At 40.2% G+C, this 16,246-nt stretch carries 14 protein-coding genes and 2 tRNA genes; 1 reads left to right on the top strand and 15 read right to left on the bottom strand.

All coding sequences use genetic code 11. The features are described from left to right. Positions 1-2: 2 nt before the first annotated feature. Entirely contained in the window at positions 3-821 is an 819-nt protein-coding gene (locus tag BLV00_RS08225) for a cytochrome c biogenesis protein (RefSeq protein WP_093044313.1), read from the bottom strand. A gap of 17 nt (positions 822-838) precedes the next feature. Continuing rightward, the gene (gene hemA, locus BLV00_RS08220; RefSeq protein ID WP_093044311.1) at positions 839-2,212 is read right to left on the bottom strand and encodes a glutamyl-tRNA reductase; all 1,374 of its coding nucleotides are present in this window, start codon (positions 2,210-2,212) and stop codon (positions 839-841) included. A gap of 231 nt (positions 2,213-2,443) precedes the next feature. Between hemA and BLV00_RS08215 the strand changes: the two genes are divergently transcribed. Further along, entirely contained in the window at positions 2,444-2,950 is a 507-nt protein-coding gene (locus tag BLV00_RS08215) for a LiaI-LiaF-like domain-containing protein (protein ID WP_093044309.1), read from the top strand. A gap of 118 nt (positions 2,951-3,068) precedes the next feature. Here the strand turns inward: BLV00_RS08215 and BLV00_RS08210 are convergent, their stop codons facing one another. The 13 genes from BLV00_RS08210 to rph all read right to left on the bottom strand — a co-directional run bounded on the left by BLV00_RS08210 (position 3,069) and on the right by rph (position 16,197). Beyond that, entirely contained in the window at positions 3,069-3,791 is a 723-nt protein-coding gene (locus BLV00_RS08210; protein WP_176791418.1) for an amino acid ABC transporter ATP-binding protein, read from the bottom strand. Positions 3,792-3,827: 36 nt separating this feature from the next. Next, a complete protein-coding gene (locus tag BLV00_RS08205) occupies positions 3,828-4,478 on the bottom strand; it encodes an amino acid ABC transporter permease (RefSeq protein WP_425441660.1) in 651 nt (216 codons plus the stop codon). A gap of 170 nt (positions 4,479-4,648) precedes the next feature. Then, positions 4,649-5,461, bottom strand: a complete 813-nt coding sequence (locus BLV00_RS08200) for a transporter substrate-binding domain-containing protein (RefSeq protein ID WP_093044303.1) — start codon at positions 5,459-5,461, stop codon at positions 4,649-4,651. 285 nt (positions 5,462-5,746) lie between these two features. Further along, positions 5,747-6,331: a ribosome biogenesis GTP-binding protein YihA/YsxC gene (gene yihA / locus BLV00_RS08195; protein WP_093044301.1), complete on the bottom strand. Its 585-nt coding sequence runs from the start codon at positions 6,329-6,331 to the stop codon at positions 5,747-5,749. Then, complete coding sequence (gene lon / locus BLV00_RS08190) at positions 6,318-8,651, bottom strand: endopeptidase La (RefSeq protein ID WP_093044299.1); 2,334 nt, start codon at positions 8,649-8,651, stop codon at positions 6,318-6,320. Before lon ends, yihA begins: the two co-directional genes overlap by 14 nt. 264 nt (positions 8,652-8,915) lie before the next feature. Continuing rightward, positions 8,916-10,193, bottom strand: coding sequence for an ATP-dependent protease ATP-binding subunit ClpX (gene clpX, locus BLV00_RS08185; RefSeq protein ID WP_093044297.1), 1,278 nt, complete (start codon positions 10,191-10,193; stop codon positions 8,916-8,918). Positions 10,194-10,569: 376 nt separating this feature from the next. Then, positions 10,570-11,856, bottom strand: a complete 1,287-nt coding sequence (gene tig / locus BLV00_RS08180; protein ID WP_093044295.1) for a trigger factor — start codon at positions 11,854-11,856, stop codon at positions 10,570-10,572. A 171-nt stretch (positions 11,857-12,027) separates the two neighbouring features. Continuing rightward, complete coding sequence (locus BLV00_RS08175; RefSeq protein WP_093044293.1) at positions 12,028-13,008, bottom strand: tetratricopeptide repeat protein; 981 nt, start codon at positions 13,006-13,008, stop codon at positions 12,028-12,030. A 741-nt stretch (positions 13,009-13,749) separates the two neighbouring features. After that, a tRNA-Arg gene (locus tag BLV00_RS08170) sits at positions 13,750-13,826 on the bottom strand. Positions 13,827-13,905: 79 nt separating this feature from the next. After that, a tRNA-Gly gene (locus BLV00_RS08165) sits at positions 13,906-13,976 on the bottom strand. 327 nt (positions 13,977-14,303) lie between these two features. After that, entirely contained in the window at positions 14,304-14,828 is a 525-nt protein-coding gene (locus BLV00_RS08160) for a metallophosphoesterase (protein ID WP_093044291.1), read from the bottom strand. Between the two features lie 14 nt (positions 14,829-14,842). Further along, a complete protein-coding gene (locus tag BLV00_RS08155) occupies positions 14,843-15,439 on the bottom strand; it encodes an XTP/dITP diphosphatase (RefSeq protein WP_093044289.1) in 597 nt (198 codons plus the stop codon). Then, complete coding sequence (rph, locus tag BLV00_RS08150; RefSeq protein ID WP_093044286.1) at positions 15,436-16,197, bottom strand: ribonuclease PH; 762 nt, start codon at positions 16,195-16,197, stop codon at positions 15,436-15,438. The genes BLV00_RS08155 and rph overlap by 4 nt, the downstream gene beginning before the upstream one ends. Positions 16,198-16,246 lie beyond the last annotated feature (49 nt).

Raw genomic sequence — 16,246 nt, 5'->3', positions numbered from 1 at the left:
TCTTAAAAGTGGAAGTTCGACAGTGAACCGAATAAAAAGAAATTTACAAGCAAAAACAAAAATGCCGCAGCATTATACATAGCTATCGACCTGCCTTGATACCCTTTCACTATCCGTAAAAATAAAAAGATAATATAAACGAATAACACAATGAACGAACCCATTGTCTTCGAGTCATACCAATAAAAAACATCATCCGAGTTATAACCCCATACAACACCGAGTATGACAGCTAACAACAGTAAAGGAACGCCTCCAGTCACTGACAGGTAAGAGTAATGATCGAGTTTCGATAAATCTCCCAAACGCCACAACCGCTTATCCCATTTTTTTCTTTTCAACAAGCGGTATTGCAGCAGGTACATTAAAGAAAAAATAAACGAAAACGTAAAAAATCCGTAAGAAATAAGTGCCAATGTGATATGAGCGACAAGCATTTCATCTATAAAACGAACCCCTTGTTCAACTAAATCAGCCCGGGCTTTCGTAGTAATGTGAAGCAGCATGACTGAGAAACCAAGCACATTCGTAAAAAATACTAGAAAATCTACACGGTACAAGCGGTTAATAATCAATGAGAAAGTCACTAGAATCCAAGCGTAAAAATATAATCCGTCGTAGACGCTCATTACTGGAAAGTTATCTTCAATAAAAACTTGTGTTAATAAAAAAATGGTTTGTAAAGACCAAACCATACTAAGTAACCAGAAGGCTGCATGGTTCGCCTTCCGGTTTTGTTGAATGAAATCAATAAAATAGCCAATAACACTTAGAGCGTAAATGAAAATAATAAACTCATAAAGCCATTTCACATCAAGCATATAGTAATCCTTCCTTACTAGTGTGTGGAAGCATTTCTTATGGTAGGAAGGGATAGTTCCCCATTACGATCCAGGGACACCACTTTATTATCTTTCTGTTGCTGCTCCTGGATTTCATTCTGCACACGCTCTTCGATTCCGAATATCTGCGTGAACAGGCGCAGTGACTTATCCGCATCCGGTTGAGCTGCCAGTTCCTTGGCCTGCAAAATAGGATCTTTCAACATCTGATTGATAATACTTTTCGTGTGCTTATTCAACACTTTCTTCTCCCGCTCAGTCAAATCTGGCATTTTACGCTCAATGCTTTTCATTGTTTCTGATTGGATCGATAATGCTTTATTCCTTAAAGCGGAGATGACGGGCACTACACCAATGGTTTGCAGCCATTCCTTAAATGCAATTATCTCTTCTTCAATCATGATTTCGATAACCTCCGCTGCCTGTTGTCTTGCAGCCAGGTTAGCATCAACAATCCCCTGCAGATCATCAATATCATATAAAAATACACTTTCCAATGCTTCCATAGCTGGATCCAGATCCCGTGGCACAGCAATGTCTACTAAGAATAACGGCTTCCCTTTGCGCGCTTTCTGAATAGGAGCCATCACTTCTTTTGTAATCACATAATCTTTAGCACCAGTGGAACTGATTAGAATATCCGCATCTTTCAATGTCTTTGACAAATCATCAATCGTTTTAGCTTCTCCATTGAATTGGTCAGCAACTACTTGTGCTTTAGCTAGCGTTCGATTGATTACCGTAACCTGTTTCACCCCGGAGCCTTGCAGGTTCTTGGCAGCAAGTTCACCCATTTTCCCTGCACCTAAGATGACCACATGCTTGTTGACGAGGTCACCGAAGATTTTCCGAGCTAGTTCAACAGCAGCGTAACTGACAGACACCGCATTTTCTCCAATTTCTGTTTCTTTATGGGAACGCTTAGCGAGTGTTACTGCCTGCTTGAATAATTGGTTGAAAATGGTACCAGTGGTTTTCACTTCTTGCCCCTGTAGGAAGGCCTGCTTCATTTGACCAAGAATCTGAGTTTCACCCAGGACCATAGAATCTAAGCCACAGGTTACGCGCAGCAAGTGCTCCATGGCACCATCACCTTCATAAATAGACAAGTATGGGGAAAATGTCTCTTTCTCCACCTCAAACCAATCAGACAAGAACTGTTTGATATAATAGCGTCCTGTATGAAGTTGATCAACGACAGCATAAATTTCCGTTCGATTACATGTGGAAATAATCACGTTTTCTAACACACTCTTTCGCTGGTTCAATTCAACCATAGCTTCCGAAATGTGGTTTTCAGAAAACGTGAGTTTTTCCCTGATTTCTACTGGGGCTGTTTTATAATTTACGCCGACAACTAAAATGTGCATATCATCTACCCCCAAAAAACTTTCCTGACGAGCAGTATTTTATAAAGTACATTATAACATGAGAAATAGTACTAACTGATGGAAATTATGAACAGAATATGAAACTCTATGGTAGGATTAAATAAAAGACAAATAAATGTAATCCCTTCGTAAACAAATCAAACCCGACTGTAATGTACCACAACCTAGGTATATACGCAACAATTCGACATATGTAAAGGGAGGCTGGACATGAGAAGGCAGAACACTTTTACAGGTTTTCTATTGATTGGTTTAGGAGCTTATTTTTTACTGCGACAATTACATATTCCCCTATTAACTGATTTTTATTCTTGGCCGACAATTTTAATGATTATCGGTATTTCGTTTTTATTACATAGTTATATTACGAATGAATTCCATAATATTTTTGCTGGCGCTGTACTGTTAGGATTCGGGATCCATTTCCACGGGCTTACTACTTACCGGTTTTGGCTCGATCACTGGGGTGTCTACCCGCTCATTATCGGAAGTGCGTTCGTACTTCGCTCTAATAAAACAAAGCAGGGTTTGGTACCAGGTCTGTTATTAGTCGTTCTTGGATTATTCGCCTTATTTTCTCCGGTTAATCCAGGGTGGTTTCATTGGGTCTATCAGTTATTTGCCCTTATCGAGCAATTTTGGCCATTAGCGCTGGTCATTATCGGCCTGTTCCTCTTAAAGAATAAGAAGAACACTAAGAATAAAAGAAACAAATGAAATCCCGGGCCTTTATGGTGTCCGGGATTTTCATTTGAAAGTCAAAGTAAGGCTAGTATTAATATTAATTCAGGATGAACCTAGGCTATAACTTCTAAGATAACCCAGAAAAACTCATTTATAAGATAGAACTCAAAAATTCCTGTGTCCGTTTTTCTTGAGGGTTATCAAACAATTGGTTAGGCTCACCCACTTCAACAATACGCCCGTCATGCATATATACAACTTTATCGGCAACTTCACGAGCAAAGCCCATTTCATGGGTGACAACAATCATCGTCATCCCTTCTTTCGCAAGTTCCTTCATAGTTGCCAGCACTTCCCCTACAAGTTCTGGATCGAGAGCGGAAGTGGGTTCATCAAATAGCATGATATCCGGTTTCATCGCCAATGCACGTGCAATGGCCACCCGCTGTTTTTGTCCACCAGATAAACGGGAGGGATAAACATCGGCTTTATCTCCCAGCCCTACCTTAGCTAATAATTCCTTTGCTTCTTTTACCGCCTGTGCTTTTTTAATTTTTTTTACTTGAGTAGGAGCCTCTATGACATTCTCCAGCACTGTTTTGTGAGGGAATAAGTTGAAATGCTGAAATACCATTCCCACTTTCTGTCTTACCTCATTCAAGTTATCTTTTTTGGGGTCTGTCTCTTTCCCTTCAATAATAACTTTCCCATCATTTTTCAACTCTAAAAAGTTCAAACAGCGCAGCAGTGTACTCTTCCCTGAGCCACTTGCCCCTATGAGTACAACCACTTCACTTTCTTTGACTGTAAAATCTATATCTTTCAAAACATGAAGAGCACCAAAAGATTTATTCAGTTTTTCTACTCGAATCATTTCTCTAACATCTGACACGCTTTTGTTCCTCCTCCTTTAATCACTTGCCGCCATTTTCTTTTCGATGAATGATACTACTAAGGTCAACAAGAAGACTAGTATCAAGTAGTAAACAGCACTCACCAATAACCAGGTCATATAATCAAAGGTATTGGCACCCATCGTAGTAGCCGCTCCAAAAATTTCTGTCAATCCAATAAATGCCGCGAGAGAAGAGTCCTTTAAACCGATGATGAACTGGTTGCCAAGTGGAGGCAGGGCTCTTCGGAATGCCTGCGGCAGAATGATTCTTTTCATCGTCTGAGAGCGGTTCATTCCAAGAGATCTGCCCGCTTCTGTCTGGCCTTTTCCGATCGACTGAATCGAGCCTCGGAAGATTTCAGCTATATAGGCTCCGTTATGGAAAGCCAGCCCCAATGTTGCCGACCAAAATCCTGAAATCATCGCTATTTCAGTAAGTCCATAATAGAAAACAAATATTTGTACGATTAATGGTGTACCTCTTACTATAAAAATATAAAAGTTCGCTATCCATTCCAAAACTTTTATTTTTGATATTTTAATTAATGCAAAAAATAGTCCGATAAATATGGCAATGAATATCGAAACAGCAGTCAGCTTAAGCGTCAGCCATGCAGCTTCAGCAAAAAGATTTCTACTTTCGAATAAGGCTTCACCAAATTTGATGATATTCAAGTACAAAACGTTCAGCTCCTCCTAATGTTTAAAAAAAACAGGCTTAACGCCAGACCCTTATGGCGATAGACTTAGCATTTCTTATACTTTAACCATTCAGCCAGGTTAAGCTTATTTAAAGTGTAAAAAGAGCACGCCCGGCGTGCTCTTCTATTGACTTTTTACTCTGGTTTTGTGGTGATATCTTCTCCAAAATATTTTTTACTGATTTCTGTCAAAGTCCCGTCTTCACGCAGCTTTTCAATAGCTTCATTGACTGCTTCCAAAAGTTTCTCGTTATCTTTTGCGACTGCTACTGCCTGTTCACTACGCTCAATCATTTCTTTCCCTTCGATATTCAAGCCTTGGCCCATTGCTTCTTTACCAGTCAAAAAATCAGTGATCACCGCATCATGACGACCTTTATCCAGTGATTGCAATGCCACGACATCACTGTCATAACTTTGAACCTTATCGGTTACCTGATTTGCGAATTCTACATAAGTAGAACCTTTAGAAACTGCAATTTCTTTACCTTTTAAATCATCCAGTGATTCTACATCACTATCGGGACGAACAAAAACCTGGGCACCTGAGTAGTAGTAAGGGGTGGAGAAATCAACTTCCTCTTGACGTTCAGGGGTGATTGTGTGGCTGGCAACTGCGGCGTCAAAACGACCGGTTTTTACACCTTCTACAATAGATGCGAACTTGAACTTCTTTTGATTCGGCTCTAAGCCCAGCTCTTCAGCAATTGCATTAGCAACGTCTATATCAAATCCTTCCATCTCACCAGAAGGTCCGGTTGAACTGAATGGACGAAATTCACCCGATGCAGCAAAAGTGAATTTCCCATCTTCTACTAAATTATATTCGCTTCCACCTTGAGATTCACCGTTCTGTTTTTCTGTCGATTCTTCTGACTCACCGGCTCCACAGGCAGCGAGTACGAAAAGCATTAATACGCTAAATAAAAACAAAGATATTTTTTTCATTTCTCGTAATCCTCTCCTTTTCTTTTTTTTAGAATAAGAACACCCTTCATCATAACAACCAATCTGATTTTTCTCAAAATTCAAATTAGGCTATTATAGCGAACAAAGCTCGTCTGAACCAGGAAGAGCCAGGTGAACATTGCTTTTCCTTAGAATTTCAGGGAAATACTCGACTTACTAGGTAAATATTTTAATTACCAGACCTTATAATAACCATTTTTGTCCAAGTTAAACCTTTTTTTATAAAAATACCCGGTCATCCTGTGTAGATGGCCGGGTATTTATTTAGTTCAAATATGACAGCATAGCTGTCCATGCTTTATCTTTGCCTTCCCCTGTCTCTGAGGAAAAGGGAATGACTATATCCTCTTCTTCGACTTCTAGAGTTTTCCTTACAATTTTTATATACTGATCACGTTTATTTTTTGGGATTTTATCAAGTTTTGTAGCGATTACCATTACCGGTAATTCAAAATATTTCAGGTAATCGTACATCATGATATCATCTTCGGTCGGCTGGTGACGTATATCGATGATTAAAGCGGTAGCTCGCAAGTTTTCTCTTTCCGCGAAGTATTCTTCCATCATCTCGCCCCATTTTTTTCTTTCTTTCTTGGATACTTTAGCATACCCATAGCCAGGAACGTCTACAAAATAAAACTTTTCATTTATTTTATAAAAATTCAAAGTCTGAGTTTTTCCAGGCTTAGAAGAAGTCCTGGCAAGACTTTTCCTTTGTATCATCTTATTAATAAAAGATGATTTTCCGACATTAGATCGGCCTGCCAATGCTATTTCAGGTAAGTGATCAGATGGGTACTGTTTTTTACTGACAGCGCTGATGACAAGCTCAGCATCATTTACTTTCATTTTTATCCTCCAATAAGGCATGTTCCAGCACTTCATCCAAATGTTTGACGGGCACATATTCTAAATCATCACGGACACTTTTAGGAATATCCTCTAAGTCTTTTTTATTATCTGCAGGGATAATAATTTTACGAAGACCCGCTCGATGAGCACTGAGGGATTTTTCCTTCAGACCTCCGATCGGTAATACCCGTCCACGCAGTGTTATTTCCCCGGTCATACCCACTTCTTTTCTGACCGGACGACCAGTTAATGCTGAAACAAGCGCAGTTGCCATTGTGATTCCTGCTGATGGTCCATCCTTTGGTGTAGCCCCTTCAGGTACGTGAATATGAATATCATTTTTTTCAACAAAATCCACATCGATTTTTAATTCTTCTGCTCGGGAACGAATATAGCTGAAAGCTGCCTGAGCCGATTCTTTCATTACATCTCCAAGCTTACCTGTCAGCGTCAGCTTGCCCTTTCCAGGATAAATCGATACTTCAATAGAAAGTGTATCTCCACCTGCAGAGGTATAAGCCAGGCCAGTAGCTGTTCCGATTTGATCTTCCTCTTCCGCCTGCCCATAACGATATTTGGGACGGCCTAATAATTCTTCCAATAAGTTCTCTGTTACAACTACACGCTTCTTCTCCCCTGCAACAATGATTTTTGCAGACTTCCTGCAAATAGAGGCAAGTTCCCGCTCCAAATTACGAACGCCAGCTTCACGGGTATAGGTTCTGATCAGTTTTAGCAAAGCTTCCTCCCGGAATTGCAATTGGCCTTTCGTCAATCCATTTTCTTTAATTTGCTTAGGAAGCAAATGCTCCTTAGCAATATGAAGCTTTTCAACTTCTGTATAGCCGGCAATCGAAATGACTTCCATACGATCAAGCAACGGGCCTGGAATAGCAGACATATTATTGGCTGTTGCGACAAACATTACTTTGGAAAGATCATAACTTTCTTCAATGAAATGGTCACTGAATGTACTATTTTGTTCTGGATCAAGAACTTCAAGCATGGCTGCTGATGGGTCCCCCCGGAAATCGCTTGCCATCTTATCAATTTCATCCAGCAAGAAGACTGGATTGATTGATTCAGCTCGCTTCATACCCTGAATAATCCGCCCAGGCATAGCTCCGATATAGGTACGCCGATGGCCGCGAATTTCAGCATCATCGCGTATTCCTCCCAGGGAAACTCGTACAAACTTACGGTTGACTGCCCTAGCAATGGATTTTGCCAGTGAAGTCTTACCGACCCCCGGAGGACCAACCAAACATAAAATAGGTCCTTTGATAGACTGTGTCAGCTGTTGGACAGCTAAATATTCTAATACTCGCTCTTTCACTTTTTCAAGTCCATAGTGATCTTCATCTAAAATCCTTTGGGCGTTGTGTATTTCCAGGTTGTCTTCCGTTTCGGTACTCCACGGGAGTGATACCAGCCATTCGATATAGTTACGGATCACAGAGCTTTCTGCTGAACTTTGTGGTACTTTTTCATAGCGGCCTAACTCTTTTAGTGCTACTTCTTCAATACGTTCTGGCATGTTAGCTTCATGTATCTTTTCTCGTAATTCAGCTACTTCTCCACTTTTTCCGTCTTTATCTCCCAGCTCACTCTGGATTGCTTTCATTTGCTCCCGGAGATAATATTCTTTTTGTGTTTTCTCCATAGAACGTTTGACTCGTTGACCGATTTTCTTTTCAATTTGAAGGACTTCTTTTTCATTACTTATTTGTTCGATTAGATGCCGTAAACGGTCTTTTACGTTGACGGTTTCCAGAACTGCTTGCTTTTCTTTCAGTTTTAATGGTAAATGGGAAGCGACCATATCGGCTAAGTGACCTGGTTCATCGATATCAGCTACCGTATCTAAGGTTTCTTTACTGATTTTCTTTGAAATTTTAATATATTGTTCGAAATGTTGTAACAGCGTACGCATTAGTGCTTCTTCTTCATTGATATTACCATGCTGGTCTTTATGTGTTTCGACTTCCACCACATAAAATTCATCGTCGGATAAGAAATTGACGATTTCAGCACGAACGAGACCTTCTACAAGTACACGATTTGTTCCATTAGGAAGTTTAACCATTTGTTTCACTTTAGCTATGGTGCCAAATGGATAAATGTCGTCTTGTGTTGGGTCATCGATATTCATTTCTTTTTGAGAAGCTAAAAATATCTCATTATCATTCATCATTGCCTGCTCTAGGGCTTTGACGGACTTATCTCTACCTACGTCAAGGTGTAACACCATTGAGGGATATACAAGCAGTCCTCTTAGGGGCAGGAGGGGAATCTGTTTCTTTTGATTAGCTGTCATATTTTGCGCACCTCCAAATGGATTAGCAATTTCGTACTTTTATCGTATTAAATAGCATGTACATTGTAAAATGAGTGAGGTCTTTTGACCGGTTTCTTCCTGATATTTAGTGTTACCTATGTAGTACATTTCATCCTATATAAGCTACTCTATCATCATTCTGTATCACTCTAGAAAGCAGTAATGAAAGCAGGCCGCGCTACAGTCTAATTGCAGCGCGGCCTGAATCTTCAGCTCATTCGCTTTGACGATAACTACCTAAGCTTAAGCACTTTCTTTTGGTGATTCTTTATTTTCATCCTGTACGGTTCCATCGGTCAAAACCAGCTTCGGCTTACCATCCTCATTCAACACAGTTTCTTTGGTGATGATACATTTTTCTATATCATCCCTTGATGGTAGTTCATACATGACATCTAACATGATGTTTTCAATGATGGAGCGTAGTCCACGAGCACCCGTCTTCCGTTCAATTGCTTTTCTTGCAATTTCACGAAGCGCATCTTCTTCGAATTCCAACTCGACATCATCGATTTGTAGCAACTTCTGGTACTGTTTAACAAGAGCATTTTTCGGTTGGGTAAGAATTTCAACCAATGCATCTTCATCTAGAGGCAACAAGCTTCCAATGACAGGAAGACGTCCGATGAATTCTGGAATTAACCCATAACGAAGGAGATCTTCTGGTAGAATTTTTGAGAGTAATTGACCTTTATCCAGTTCTTCATTTGTATCTTCGGAACCGAAACCGATTACCTTCTTACCAAGACGGCGTTTGATGATTTGATCGATTCCATCAAATGCTCCCCCAACAATGAATAAAACATTAGTAGTATCAATCTGAATGAACTCCTGATGTGGATGCTTTCTTCCACCTTGAGGAGGTACACTAGCCGTAGTACCTTCCAGGATCTTAAGCAACGCCTGCTGTACCCCTTCACCTGAAACGTCACGTGTAATAGAAGGGTTTTCTGACTTACGGGCCACTTTATCAATTTCATCGATATAAATGATACCTTTTTCAGCTTTTTCTACATCATAGTCTGCAGCCTGAATTAGTTTAAGCAGGATATTTTCTACATCCTCCCCTACATAACCAGCTTCAGTCAAAGATGTAGCATCTGCTATCGCAAATGGCACATTCAATATACGTGCTAATGTTTGAGCAAGTAACGTTTTACCACTACCTGTAGGTCCAATCATACAGATATTACTTTTCGCCAGCTCGACATCATCATTCTTAGGAGTTGCATTTACACGCTTATAATGGTTGTATACTGCAACCGACAAGTTCTTCTTCGCCTGATCCTGCCCGATGACATAATCGTTCAGGATTTCACGGATTTCCTGTGGTTTAGGTACCTCTTTAAATTCTACTTCTTCTTCATTCCCGAGTTCTTCTTCTACAATTTCTGTACATAACTCGATACATTCATCACATATATAAACACCTGGTCCAGCTACAAGTTTTCGAACTTGCTCTTGGCTTTTTCCACAGAAAGAACATTTCAATTGTCCCTTTTCATCATTAAATTTAAACATCCAATTCACCCCTTATTTATATCAGCCAAAAAATCTATAATCATTTCGGTCTCACCAATTGCAACAGTTTCTTTAGCCTATCATAACAAATATAAGTTGGCATACAAAGTAAAACACTATAAGAATGACACAATTTCTGTTACTTGCGTCAACCCCATTATGTAGATTTGTTAGAGATAAGTCAAACAATAGAATATCCCTAAATTCGACAGAAAATGTTGTTCTAAATGCTGGCTGTCCCACTTTTTATACTATATGTAATTACAACCCACCTTCATTCTTATCGTTACAAAATAGTCTATCTTTCCGGGAGCTAATATATACATGGATATGAGAAAACAAGGCACGTTAGCCGCGCCTTGTTTTTGATAAAAAATTATTTAGTTTTACTGTTATTCACTAGGACATCGATTGCATTACGGACTTTCAGATCTTCTTTAATCATGTCCGTATTGCCACCAAGCATTTGGGTAAGATTAGCTACATCTGTTTGATACATAGCAGCCATGTTTTCCAACTCAGCGTTGACATCTTCATCAGAAACTTCCACATCTTCTGCGTTAGCAATTGCTTCTAAAGTCAAATTAGTCTTAACCCGCTTTTCAGCATCTTCTTTCATTTGCTCACGAAGACCTTCTTCATCGGAACCAGTGAACTGGAAGTACATATCTTTAGTCATGCCTTGCATTTGCAGGCGTTGCTCGAATTCCTGGATCATACGGTCAAGTTCTGTATCAACCATTGAATCTGGAATTTCCACACTCGCATTTTCAGATGCTTGCTGAACTAATGAATCACGCTTCGTATTTTCAGCGTCTGTCTTTTTCTGTTCTTCCAGGCGCTCACGAGTTTTCTTTTTCAATTCGTCCAATGATTCAACTTCTTCATCTACATCTTTAGCGAATTCATCATCAAGTTCAGGCAATTCTTTTGCTTTTACTTCATGAATTTTAACTTTGAAAGTTGCTTCCTTACCAGCAAGTTCTTCTGCATGGTATTCTTCAGGGAAAGTAACTTCTACTTCTACTTCTTCCCCAGCTTTTTTACCTTGCAGCTGTTCTTCGAATCCTGGAATGAAGCTTCCTGAGCCGATTTCTAAGGAGTAGTTATCTGCCTGGCCGCCTTCGAATGCTTCACCATCAACAAAGCCTTCAAAGTCCATGACTACCGTATCGCCTTCTTCCACTTCTCCTTCTTCTTTTACCACAAGCTCTGCTTGCTTCTCTTGAAGTGTTTTCAATTCGTTTTCGACATCTTCGTCAGTTACTTCTGTATCCATTTCTTCCACTTCAAGTCCTTTGTATTCGCCAAGTTCTACTTCAGGCTTTACAGTAACTTCGGCTGTGAAAGTTACTCCCTTACCCTGTTCAATTTCTTGAACATCTACTTCCGGACGATCGACAGGTTCAATTTCAGTTTCCTGTACAGCGTTCATGTAAGCTTCTGGTAGAACGATATCCAAAGCATCCTGGTAGAGAGATTCTACACCAAAGCGCTGTTCAAATAGTTTACGTGGCATTTTCCCTTTACGGAATCCTGGCACTTGTACTTGCTTCACTACTTTTTTAAACGCTTGATCCAACGCACGATCAAATTCTTCGGCAGGGACTTCTACCGTAAGGACCCCTTGATTACCTTCTTTTTTTTCCCATTTTGCTGACATAAAAATTCCCTCCAACATCTATGATTTCCTTTCGCCACTGGCGAGGTTCATTTTTTCTCTGATTCTATTTACATACGAATCTAAATTTGCAACCACTACATTATAACATAAAAGAAACACCTTTCAACATATGTATCCCTATCGATCAAGGAATTTACTTTAAAGGTAATGCTACTCTTCCATAATAAGTGTATAGTGCTGCTCGCATAAGAGAATTTCGTGTTTGTACTCCTCCACTTTTTCTGATTCTTCGACCACTGGAGAAGGCAGCTGCAAGTATTCATGTCCGAGCTGTCTTAAGGCAGCTACAATTTGCGGCACTTCTTCGTCCCCCGGAAATAATGGATACCGGACAAACAGGTAGCGATAAAGCAAATTTTGTACAATTTCATACATCGTCGGGTTCTTTTGCTCCATATCCCCCAGCCTCATTTTCATTTGCTGCATCACATAATCGGAATGAAGTTCCTTCAATTGAGATGGATTGATACGTTCAGTCAATCCAAATTTAGAAACTTCCATATTACGATTGACCTGATGCTCCTGAAACCATTGGATAATCCCTGTTTTAATTATCGGATGCAGCTGCTCTGATGTAAGGAGGTCCTCAAAAGGCTGGATATAGGGAGAAGCACTTAATTTTCTAAGTTTAATGATCGATCGCCATTGCTTATGTATATCTTCATCACTCAAGCCTTCAAAAAATTCATCTACTAACTTGTTGTTTTGCTGTTCATCATCCTCCTGGACCAGCTTCCTGCTAACTTCATATAACTGCCAGAATTGGGTGCGCATTTGTTGAGGCATATCTTCTTCCTGGAAGACTTCATCCAATAGACCTACCAATTCTTCATATCGGCTAGTTTGAAATAAAATCGTTAAATAAATATGTAAATATTGATAATAATTATCCTCATCGTGTTTCATGAGGTATTCACAAAGCTCCTCAGCAGCTTCATACTTTCCCAGCTCCATCAAACTGACCAGTTTCCCTGTCACGACATCGTGTGAAGCAACATCATGTTCAAACAAAGGTTCAAATGTTTCCAGCGCTTCCTCATAACGCTTCTCTTGTATGGCCTTTAATCCCTCATTTTCCAGCCTGGTTTTCCATTTGGGGAACATGACAATATTCCCTTGTTTCTTTTTCATAGGACACCCTTCCTAACCGCTCTATGTATTATTCTTTATTATCTTTCTATCTTTTCCCGAGTTCAAGTAAAACAAACATTTAATTTATAAAAAATACATCCTGAAATTTCTTTGCTTTAAGGACTATGATACTTTTATTCTTTTGTCTCTGTTAAAGGCTGTTATTGGGTTTTGTAAGAGGTATATTCAACATTTTGACTGTAAAGTCGAAGACTTTATTTCGAAATATTGTTGGAGTTTAGGTACTTCGGGAAAGATTCGCTTTCCGTGGGCGTGTGCTGAGTCTCCTCAGGCTTCGCCTTGCGGGGGCCTCAGCGATCCCGCATTTCCCACAGACTTTGAATTGTCATCCCTGAGAAACACCGCACGAAGCAATTCCTAGCATTTCGAGGAGTCTCACCGTTTCTCTACGCCCCTTGTGCACTATTCTCTTAATTAAGGGGCCGTTTAGTACAAAACTGGCTGGATGGGAAGGGAAATGGCGAGACTCCCACGGAAGAAAGGCCTTCTTCCCGTTGATGGACTGCTTATGTCGCGAGTGTTTAGGCGATGAAGCTGGAAAGCGATTTGTTTCCTAGACCATCCCATTTCTCTTGTGGTAACGGACCCACTATCTCGAAACTGAGTCTTCATGTAAAGGAAGCTTATCTGTAAAATCAACACTAAGATTAAGCACAGGCTTTTTTTAGGTAAATAAAAAAAGCACTGGGCTTCCCCAACGCTTTGTATGTAGTAATAAAATGGCGTCCCAGGAGAGATTCGAACTCCCGACCCACGGCTTAGAAGGCCGTTGCTCTATCCTACTGAGCTACTGGGACGTGTATTTAGAAGATTAATGGCAGGACCTATTAAGTTGTTTATTGAATTTATTTAGAACTTCTACACAGTCTTTAGAAGAGCGGGTGATGGGAATCGAACCCACATCATCAGCTTGGAAGGCTGAGGTTTTACCACTAAACTACACCCGCACGATATAAAAAGGTGGTTTTTTGTCTTGCTTACACACTATCATGCCTCTTCCTCTACCAGTTAAATCACTGAAGTGAATCCGTCGAGGCAACTCGCAGCCTATTCGGTGGAGGTTTTACCACTAAACTACACCCGCATGATATAAAAGGTGGTTTTTTGTCTTGCTTACGTACTGTCATGCCTCTTTCTCTTCTTAATTAATGGAAGTAATCAAGCTGCTCGAGGCACCGAAAAGTATAGAAATATAACAACATGGTCTTTTTAGAGACAAGACCTATTATATTAACTCTCTTTTAGTTTGTCAACACCTAAATCGGGTCAGGGGTCTAGCCCTCTGACCTTAAAGATGTATGAAATTTCAACTCTGTTGGCTGATGATTCATATTGTAATACTTAAGCTTTATATCGCTTTTATCCGTCCAGCTTAACAATGCATATGTGGGCTCTCTATGGTCTCTCGGCTGACGACAACTGCCAGGGTTAATGAATAACCGGTTGTCCACCTTTTCAGCGCCCGCCATATGGGAATGGCCAAAACAGACAACATCAGCTCCTGCTTCTTCAGCCCGATAATTCAACGGCATTAATGTTGACTTTATGTTGAAAAGATGGCCATGGGTAATGAAGAATGTGATTCCTTCAATAGTAAAAGACTTTTCCTCTTCCATACCAGGATCAAAGTCTACATTGCCTTTAACATAATAGAAGCCTTGCAATTCTTCAGAGGAAAGTTCGAGCTCAGAATCTCCACAATGAATCATACCATCTACTTGCCCTTCATACTTTTGTTTAATATCCATTACCTCTTCAGTCATTCCGTGGCTGTCACTCATAATAAGAATACTTGGCATAGAACGTCCTCCTCTCACTCTAGTTCTTTCAGCCAATCCTCTACTTTTAAAATTGCATTCCTGCGATGACTGATCGTATTTTTTTCCTCTGGTTTAAGTTCGGCCATGGATCGGTCATACCCATCCGGAATAAAGATAGGGTCATACCCAAACCCATTTTCCCCTTTCGGCTTCAAACCGATACTCCCCTCGCAAGTCCCTCTTTTCACAAGAGATTTCTGACCTGGCTGGATAATAGCTATACTGCATACAAACCGGGCGCTCCGATTTTCTGGAGCTACACCTTCCAATTCAGCTAAAACCTTTTCCAGGTTTTTTTGATCATTTTTTTCTTCACCGGCATATCGTGCGGAATATATCCCTGGCCTGCCATCCAGGGCATCTATTTCAAGACCTGAGTCATCCGCTAGTACTGGGGTGTTCAACTGATTGGAAATCGCTTCTGCTTTTATAAGAGCGTTCTCCTCAAATGTTCTGCCTGTCTCTTCAATGTCACCAATCGGTTCCTCTAAATCATGAAGCGATCTGACTTGGATGTCATATTTATGGAATAATTCCTGAAACTCTTTGACCTTGCCAACATTTTTAGTAGCTATAATCAGTTCTTTCATTTTTTATCACTTGCTATTGCTTTATCAACTTGGTCTGTATAAGACCCAATTGCTTCTTTTTGAATAGTAATTATCTCTTCCATTCCTATTTTTGCTAATTCAAGCATATTCTGCAACTGGGACATAGAAAAAGTCGCTTCTTCCCCCGTACCCTGTAATTCTACAAACTCTCCGTTTCCTGTCATGACCACATTCATGTCTACATGTGCTTTACTATCTTCTTCATAACATAAATCAAGAATTTCTGAACCATCAGGAAGCACCCCGACAGAAGTTGCTGCTAAGTAATCTTTAATCGGCATTTCTTTCAATACCTTTTTATCAAAAAGCTTTCCAAAAGCAAGTACTACTGCTACAAAAGCTCCAGTAATGGAGGCTGTACGAGTCCCTCCGTCTGCCTGAATCACATCACAATCTACCCAGACAGTTCGTTCACCGATTTTATCCAGGTCAACCACAGCTCGTAATGCCCGACCAATCAGGCGCTGTATTTCCATTGTTCTCCCAGAAACCTTTCCTTTGGAAGATTCACGGATGTTCCTCTGATCCGTAGCACGAGGAAGCATTGCATATTCAGCGGTAATCCAACCTTTGCCTTGGCCACGCATAAAAGGGGGAACGCGGTCTTCGACACTGGCATTGCAAATAACCTTTGTGTTTCCGACCTTGATCAACACAGATCCTTCTGGATGCATTACATATTCCGTTTCTATTTCAATTGGTCTCAACTGATTTCTCTTTCGCTCGTCTGCTCTCATGATAACGTCCTCCTTTTTCCATATCCTTGCCCATCTTAACATAATTAAT

The sequence above is a fragment of the Thalassobacillus cyri genome, from assembly GCF_900107755.1.
GTDB classification, from domain to species: Bacteria; Bacillota; Bacilli; order Bacillales; family Halobacillaceae; genus Thalassobacillus; species Thalassobacillus cyri.
This window is presented reverse-complemented; position numbering and strand designations above follow the sequence as displayed.

Coding starts and splice junctions, on each gene's coding strand:
- clpX (WP_093044297.1), bottom strand. CDS start 10,193: ATGTTTAAATTTAATGATGAAAAGGGACAATTGAAATGTTCTTTCTGT.
- BLV00_RS08225 (WP_093044313.1), bottom strand. CDS start 821: ATGCTTGATGTGAAATGGCTTTATGAGTTTATTATTTTCATTTACGCT.
- BLV00_RS08160 (WP_093044291.1), bottom strand. CDS start 14,828: ATGCCAAGTATTCTTATTATGAGTGACAGCCACGGAATGACTGAAGAG.
- BLV00_RS08215 (WP_093044309.1), top strand. CDS start 2,444: ATGAGAAGGCAGAACACTTTTACAGGTTTTCTATTGATTGGTTTAGGA.
- yihA (WP_093044301.1), bottom strand. CDS start 6,331: ATGAAAGTAAATGATGCTGAGCTTGTCATCAGCGCTGTCAGTAAAAAA.
- BLV00_RS08175 (WP_093044293.1), bottom strand. CDS start 13,008: ATGAAAAAGAAACAAGGGAATATTGTCATGTTCCCCAAATGGAAAACC.
- BLV00_RS08155 (WP_093044289.1), bottom strand. CDS start 15,439: ATGAAAGAACTGATTATAGCTACTAAAAATGTTGGCAAGGTCAAAGAG.
- tig (WP_093044295.1), bottom strand. CDS start 11,856: ATGTCAGCAAAATGGGAAAAAAAAGAAGGTAATCAAGGGGTCCTTACG.
- BLV00_RS08210 (WP_176791418.1), bottom strand. CDS start 3,791: ATGATTCGAGTAGAAAAACTGAATAAATCTTTTGGTGCTCTTCATGTT.
- BLV00_RS08200 (WP_093044303.1), bottom strand. CDS start 5,461: ATGAAAAAAATATCTTTGTTTTTATTTAGCGTATTAATGCTTTTCGTA.
- hemA (WP_093044311.1), bottom strand. CDS start 2,212: ATGCACATTTTAGTTGTCGGCGTAAATTATAAAACAGCCCCAGTAGAA.
- rph (WP_093044286.1), bottom strand. CDS start 16,197: ATGAGAGCAGACGAGCGAAAGAGAAATCAGTTGAGACCAATTGAAATA.
- lon (WP_093044299.1), bottom strand. CDS start 8,651: ATGACAGCTAATCAAAAGAAACAGATTCCCCTCCTGCCCCTAAGAGGA.